The organism is Georgenia sp. H159 (genome assembly GCF_035607575.1).
In the GTDB taxonomy this organism is placed as follows: domain Bacteria; phylum Actinomycetota; class Actinomycetes; order Actinomycetales; family Actinomycetaceae; genus Oceanitalea.
Map to the genome: position 1 here is coordinate 61,765 of NZ_JAYDZY010000017.1, position 6,405 is coordinate 68,169.

At 71.3% G+C, this 6,405-nt stretch carries 6 protein-coding genes; all 6 read right to left on the minus strand.

What is annotated here, in order from left to right:
• Window positions 1-6 precede the first annotated feature (6 nt).
• The 6 genes from VR894_RS18020 to VR894_RS18045 all read right to left on the minus strand — a co-directional run bounded on the left by VR894_RS18020 (window position 7) and on the right by VR894_RS18045 (window position 6,282).
• Window positions 7-1,332 carry a hypothetical protein gene (locus VR894_RS18020; protein WP_324653780.1) on the minus strand — a complete coding sequence of 442 codons (1,326 nt, stop codon included), beginning with the start codon at window positions 1,330-1,332 and terminating at the stop codon, window positions 7-9.
• A complete protein-coding gene (locus VR894_RS18025) occupies window positions 1,329-1,601 on the minus strand; it encodes a hypothetical protein (protein WP_324653782.1) in 273 nt (90 codons plus the stop codon). The genes VR894_RS18020 and VR894_RS18025 overlap by 4 nt, the downstream gene beginning before the upstream one ends.
• Before the next feature lie 196 nt (window positions 1,602-1,797).
• Window positions 1,798-4,983, minus strand: a complete 3,186-nt coding sequence (locus VR894_RS18030; RefSeq protein ID WP_324653784.1) for a LysM peptidoglycan-binding domain-containing protein — start codon at window positions 4,981-4,983, stop codon at window positions 1,798-1,800.
• Window positions 4,980-5,435 (minus strand): pilus assembly protein TadG-related protein, encoded by a 456-nt coding sequence (locus VR894_RS18035; RefSeq protein ID WP_324653786.1) that lies wholly within the window; start codon window positions 5,433-5,435, stop codon window positions 4,980-4,982. The genes VR894_RS18030 and VR894_RS18035 overlap by 4 nt, the downstream gene beginning before the upstream one ends.
• A complete protein-coding gene (locus tag VR894_RS18040) occupies window positions 5,432-5,878 on the minus strand; it encodes a TadE family protein (protein ID WP_324653788.1) in 447 nt (148 codons plus the stop codon). Before VR894_RS18040 ends, VR894_RS18035 begins: the two co-directional genes overlap by 4 nt.
• Window positions 5,875-6,282, minus strand: coding sequence for a TadE/TadG family type IV pilus assembly protein (locus tag VR894_RS18045; protein ID WP_324653790.1), 408 nt, complete (start codon window positions 6,280-6,282; stop codon window positions 5,875-5,877). The genes VR894_RS18040 and VR894_RS18045 overlap by 4 nt, the downstream gene beginning before the upstream one ends.
• Window positions 6,283-6,405: the final 123 nt, after the last annotated feature.

The following is a 6,405-nucleotide window of genomic DNA, read 5'->3' on the forward strand; positions in this document are numbered from 1 at the left end:
TGTGGATCAGGCGATGGTGGGGCCCTCGTGCCGTGAGCGACGGGCTGCGATGGCAGGGGAGTTCGGGCGGGTGTCGTGGGTGCGGGCCCGCATGGTCGCGAGAACCGCGTGGGCGGAGTCGAGGCGGGGTCGGGCGGTGGCTTGTTCGGCGGGGAACTGTTGGCGCACAGCTCGCAGGGCGGTGACGAGTCGGGGCGGGTCGTCCATGACCCGGTAGGGCGCCCAGCGCAGATCGGGGTCTTCGGCGGAGGTCAGCCAGCGTCCGGAGGTCAGCTGGCGGTCGGCGGCGCGGGAGAGTGCCTCGATCACCGTGGGGGTGTGGTGGATCAGGGCGCGCATCGCCACCAGGTCGGCGCTGCCGACGCTCCGGTGGCGGCTGAGGTAGATGGTCATCGCCCGCGTCTGCATCACGGCGGTGCTGTCACCGGGCACGAGCGCGACGACGTCGCGCGGCTCGGGGCGGATCCGCGCGGCGAGCTCAGCGCCGATTTGCCGGGCGGTGCGCGCGGCGTCGGAAGCGAAGTGTTCTGCGTCGAGGATGCCGGCGGCGACGTCGAGCAGGTAGGCCTGACCGATGCTGGTGTGCGCGATGACCGCCGGTGAGATGTCGGTCGCACGCAACTGGGCGGGAAGCCGTCGCTGGGCCTCCAGCAGGGTGGTGGACGAATCGACCCAGACGGGCTGGGTGGAGGTGGGCGGCAGTGCCAGGACAGGCAGGTTCGGCAGCCGGCCTCCGTGGGCGAGTGCGTCGACCTCGCTCGCGACGAGTGGACCGGGGTTGTACCGGGCCGCGGACAGAGCCGTGACGGTCGGGCCGGCGTCAGGGTCGAGCCGGAGGGCGGAGTTCATCAGCTGGTGGTCGAGCCGCTGGAGTAGTGGCGTGAGCGCCGCGGCGTCTGCCACCAGGCCCCACCGGTGGTCACCGGCGTAGGTGCTGGCCTCGCTCGCCAGGTCGTGGCGGGCCAGGATCGCGGCGCGGGCGGCGAGGCGCCAGGTCTGCCCGGTCTCATCGAGACCCGCGGGATCGATGGCCGTGTAGACGACGCTGGGCTTGATGTCGGGGTAGGTGAGAATGGCGCGTTCGAATGCACGCACGGGATCCAGGACCGCGTCCTCCAGCAAGGTGCGGGCGGCTGCCGAGGCCAGCAGGTGCGGCGCGGGTGGGGTTCGCCCGGTGGCCACGGTTGTCGCCTCTTGCACGAGTCGAAGGGTTTCGTGCCGGGCCAGCAGAGCGACGCCGAGTGCGGTGGCGTCGAGCTGACGTGAGGAGCTGTTGGTCACGAGCGTGGCCAGGTGCCAGGCAAGGGCGGTGCTGTGCTCGCGGTAGGTCATGCCAGGCCGTCCCCGTTGAGCTCGGCGGCCGCCTGACCGATCAGGCTGGCCTCGTGGACGTTGCTCGCCGCTTGGGCGGCAGCGATCAGCGCGGCACGGATTTCCTGCAAGGTCGGCAGTGGCAGGTCGCTGACGTCGCCGATCGGGGGGTAGGGCGGGTGGAGCCCCTCGACGGTCCAGAAGGCCGCGTTGGCCCTGAGGCCGTCGCGGAGACCGAACTCGTCACCGTGACTGGCGCGGCGCTTGAGAAGCCGACGCGCGGTAGCCATCTGCTCACTCTGGGGCCGGGTCTGGAACGCGCTCATGCCGCTCACGCACCCGCACCCGCACCGGCACCGGTTCGCAACCGTGCCCGCTTTGGGCGCTCCAACGCATCGTCCTTGCTACCGGTTCGCGCCATCACCAGCCCAGCCGATCCGAGGCTGTGGCACCGAAGCTGCCGAGTTCGATTCACTGTGCTGCCTCCTACCGGTTGCCCGGGCGCCTTGACGCCGCGGTGATCTTCTCGGTGCGCTCCCCGGGGTCAAGCGGGGCGCGATAGTCGTCGGTGCGCCTGAAGATGCCTTCGCCCCTGATCTGTGCGGCTTCGGCGTGGTTGCCTTCGAGTTCGGCGACCCTGGCGAGGTCGAGGCGGGAGATCTCGTCGTAGGGGGAGGCGCTGAGGGCGATCTCGGCGGCGCGGCGCGCGGTGGGCAGGTCGCCGTCCTTCATGGAGCGCGTGGCGACGAGGTGGGCGACGTCGATGATTGCGGCGGCGAACTCCTGGTCGAGGCGTTCGCCCTCGAACATCCACGTCCACGAGTCGGCGCGCAGGTCCGCGAACGGCTCACCGCGCACCAGGTGCAAAGCGGCGACGAGGTCAGGCAGCCCGTGCGCGCCGCGTGCCTGGCCGCGCACGCGCAGGCGGCGGAAGAGGTCGACGTCGAAGAGCACGCCGCGCAACGTGTACCCGGTCCAGCCGTTCTGGGTGCGCTCCCGGGTGCCTGGGGCGGTGGGCAGGTAGCTCTCGCCGGTGCGCGGGTCAGTACCCAGGTACTTGCGAAGGTGGCTGATCTCGACGCGGGCGCGCTCGCGCTTGTACCCGAACTCGTCGGCCAGAGTCGCTGCGGTGACACCGTGGGGGTGTGACCACAGGTAGGTCAGCAGTTCGATGTAGTGGTGCTTGCGCTCGGAGACCTCCTGGCTGACGCCGTGCGCGGTGACGCGGAGCTTGCCCAGGAGCATGACGCGGGGCACCGGGCACTTGTCACCCATTCGCCACAGCCTGAGGTCGTCATCCAGAGTCGGGTCGGCCGCGAGCACGGCCTCGGTCGTCGACTTCGGGACGGGTGGAGCGAGGGCGGCGACGTCGTCCTCGGTTGTTGCGGCGACCTCGGTGTATGCCGTGGCCTGCTCGGGGAGCAGCGATGTCGGTCCGCCCGGTTGGTCGGGAGCTGGCCGGTCGCCGACGAGCGGCTCGCGTAGCGCCCCGGTCGCGGTCATGAAAGCCCCATACCCCTCGGTGAGTAGCTCATCGACGGGTGCGCGCACGTTCGTGCGATTGCGGGTGACGCGCACGATCTCGGCGATGGCCGTTGCCTCGGTCTGCGTGAGCCCAGGCGCGCGGAGCTTGATCCCCAGGGCTGGTACTCGCAGGTGGGAGCCGTCGACCTCGAGCACGGCGACGGACTGCGAGGGGATGTCGGCCAGGGTGACAACGGCGACGCCTGGCCGCGTGTCGTGCGCGTGGATCGCCTCGGTGATCTGGGCCGTGTCCTGGGCGGGGCCGGCGCCGGCGGCGATGACGACGACGTGCAGCTCCTCAGGGTCGTGGGACTGCGAGTTGCGCGCTGATCGCGTGATGGCTTCCAGGGCGCTGGTGTCGCCGGCGGGGTAGGGCATGAGGCGGAACTCGTCGAGGTCGGCCAGCTCCTCACCGAACCCGAGTGTGTGGACCTGGACGAGCGTCGACCAGGGTGACAGGGCGAGCTCGGCGGCGACGTGCCGACCGAACCGCTGTGCCTCTGCGGGCGTGCCAACGACGTTGAGGACGCCGAACCGTTCGAGGTTGAGGAGCCAGAGTGTGCCCGCGTCGTCGGCTCCGACCGAGACCAGCATGGGGTAGGGAGCGAGCGTGTCCGGGTCTGGCACGTCCGCATCGATTTGGACGGTCCAGCGCATGCCTGCACCGGTCCACGGTTCGGGCAGCGTGACGTCCTCGGCCAGGTGCAGTGTCGCGGTGTCGGCGGTGAGCTCGACGGCGAGCAGCGGCGGGTACCGGGTGGGGTCGACAAAGGCTGAGGCCAGGGATCGCAGCAGCCGGTCGAGTGCCTGGAGCCGGGGCGCGGCCGGACCGCCCACGATCCGGGTCGTCCGGTCGACCGGGGCGACTTCGCCAGGCTCGGGCGCGATGAGCATGCCCGGGGTGCGGAACCGCAGCTGTGAGCGGCGGTTACCGCGCAGGACGAGATGGAGAACGCCCGCGAGCACGGCGCCCGCCCCGGTCAGGGCGGGCAGCAGCCATCCGCTGGTGGACTCTGGTGTCACGCTTTGGACCGACGGCGGTGCCTGGGGGAGAGGCTGGCTCGGCGTCGTCGGCGCCGGGGCCAGTGGTGATGCGCTGGGAGCAGGTGTGGACGGCTGGGCTTTTGGTGGCGGCGGCGAAGTGCCATCCGTCGGCGCGGTGGCCGCGGGCTCGGGTGCTTCAGGCCCGGCCGAGGGTGGTTGCCGGGTCATGGCAGCGGCGTCGGCCTCGTCAGTCTTCGTGCTGCCGGGCAGGGTCAACTCCCAGCCAGGTCGGATGAGGTCGGGGTCCGTCAGACGAGCGCCGTCGGGCTGCACCATGTCGTTGGACGCTTCGAAGATCTCCGGGTAGCGGCTGGCGTCGCCGAGCTCATCGAGCGCGATCTGGGAGAGCGTGTCACCGGGCTCGACGACGACCGTGCCAGCGGTCTCGAAAGGCGCCTCCGTGCGTGCGTCGCTGGGCAAGAAGAGCTGCATGCCTGGGGTGATGAAGTCGGGCTCATCACCCAGGACGTCCCTGTTGAGGGCCGCGATCTCGGGGTAGCGCAGGGGGTCACCGAGCATCGTCTCGGCGATCTTCCAGAGCGTGTCTCCTCGGACCACGGTGTAGGGGATCGTGCCCGTCTGCGCGGCGCGCGGTGCGGCCGGGGCGGGAGCGGGTGCGGCGGCGAAACCGGCATGGGTGACGGGCGCGGCCACCGGTGCGGCCGGCAGGGCGACCGTGTCAGAGCGCAGCGGGGCCGCGGCGGCGATGGCCGGCACTTCCGAGCCGCCGGCGGCGGCGGCGAAGGGTGCGGACGTGGACGCGGTGACGAAGAGCAGTGCGGCCCACGCGATCAGGGTGCGAGCCGTGTGCTGCGGCAGGGACAGCCCGCGCAGCTCGGGCGCGTGGACGTTTCGGACCGCGGCGATCAGCTCGACGAGCAGGCAGTAGACCAGGACCGCCCACACGCCCCAACCCATAATGCCCAGTCCGACCCAGACGATGTTCCAGTCCGCGACCTCGAGCAGCTGTGCCCATACGGGATGGCCGGCGATGCTGGTGGGGCTCAGACCGACGAGCGTCAGCAGTGCGGGGAACCCGGCGGCGAAGGCGACCAGGGCGAGAGTGGTGAGCAGCCCGAGGAGTCGTTCCTGGAGGGACGTCATTGTTCTCGCTCTCCCAACGTGCGAATCACCTGGGCGGTGGCGCCCCCGGTGACGGTCAGGTTCGAGATCCCGATAATCCCGAGGAAGCGCGGGTCGTAGGTGTCGGTGACGGACACCTGCACGGTGTCGCCGCCGGTGACGGTCACGGTCCCCTCCACGCCGGAGGCGTCGAGGTAGGCCTGCGCGGCGACGCGCGCGTGGCCGACGGCGAGGGAGGGGTAGGCGCCGGTGACGGCGGCGGCGTCCAGCTGCTGGCCACCGGCGCGGGCGGCTTGCGCGGCGACGCTGCGTGCGTGCTGCTGGGCGTGGACCTGGGCGCCGAGGTCCAGGGCGATCCCGACGCAGATCATCATGGCGATCGCCGACATCGCCGCCCACACCGAGATCGAGCCGCGCTCCTCACGCCTGGCTGCCACCAGCCTCCGGCGCCCGGCCTGCCGTAGCTGGTTCATGGTGCCTCCCGGTAGGCGTCGACGACGGAGGACATGGTCGCCGAGACCGTGCGCTGGCCCGGCACGCCGGGCACGGCGAGGTCTGCCAGGTCGATCGTGCAGGAGACGGTCGCGGTGACCGTGCCGGGTACACCGGCGGGCTTGTCCAGGCCCGAGGTGTCGAGGTCGATGTCGTGGCTCGCGCACCGCAGCCCTTGTGCCACGAGCGCGTAGTCGACCGCCGTCGCGGCCCGTTCCTGCGCCTCGAGGTGGGTGCGGGCGATCGACGCGGACCGGGCGGCGTCGTAGGCGACGGCCTCCACGCCCTGGAGAGCGACCGCGGTGCGGCCGGCGTAGATGAGCAGACCGACGAAGAGGATGAACGCCGGGATGACGATCGCCGCCTCGAGCGAGGCCGACCCTCGATCACCGCCCCCGCGGGACAACCTGCGCAACCGGTTCATGGTGCCCTCACCTCCTCCACCGGCACCTCGGCCTGCGCGGTGATTCGCGGGGCGAAGCCGGGCAGGATGGAAGCCGCGGTGCCGGTCACGGTGATGCGGGCGACTCGGTCCCCGCGCTCCCCACCGACCGACACCTCGGTGATCGCGTGCTGCCCGACGTCGGTGACGAAGTCCGTGGCGGCGGCGATGCCGGCGTCAACGGTGGAGCCGTTCGCCCCGGCCGCGCGGGCGCCTTCCTGAGCCGCGGCGATGGCCACGGTATGCGCGTGGTAATAGAACGCGCCCTGGACGCCGAGCAGCACGATCGCGAACAACGCGGGCAGCAAGACCACCAGCTCGATCGTTACCGAGCCCCGCTCACACCGTCGACGGCGCCGGTGGGTGGCCCGCCGCAAGGGTGTCATGGCGATGAAATGCGTCCGGCCTGCGTCGTGACGTAGTTCGTGATCACCGCGACGACGATGGCGACGATCGCGATGACCGCGACCGCCCACAGGACGTGCTCGATGGTGACCGACCCCCGCTCG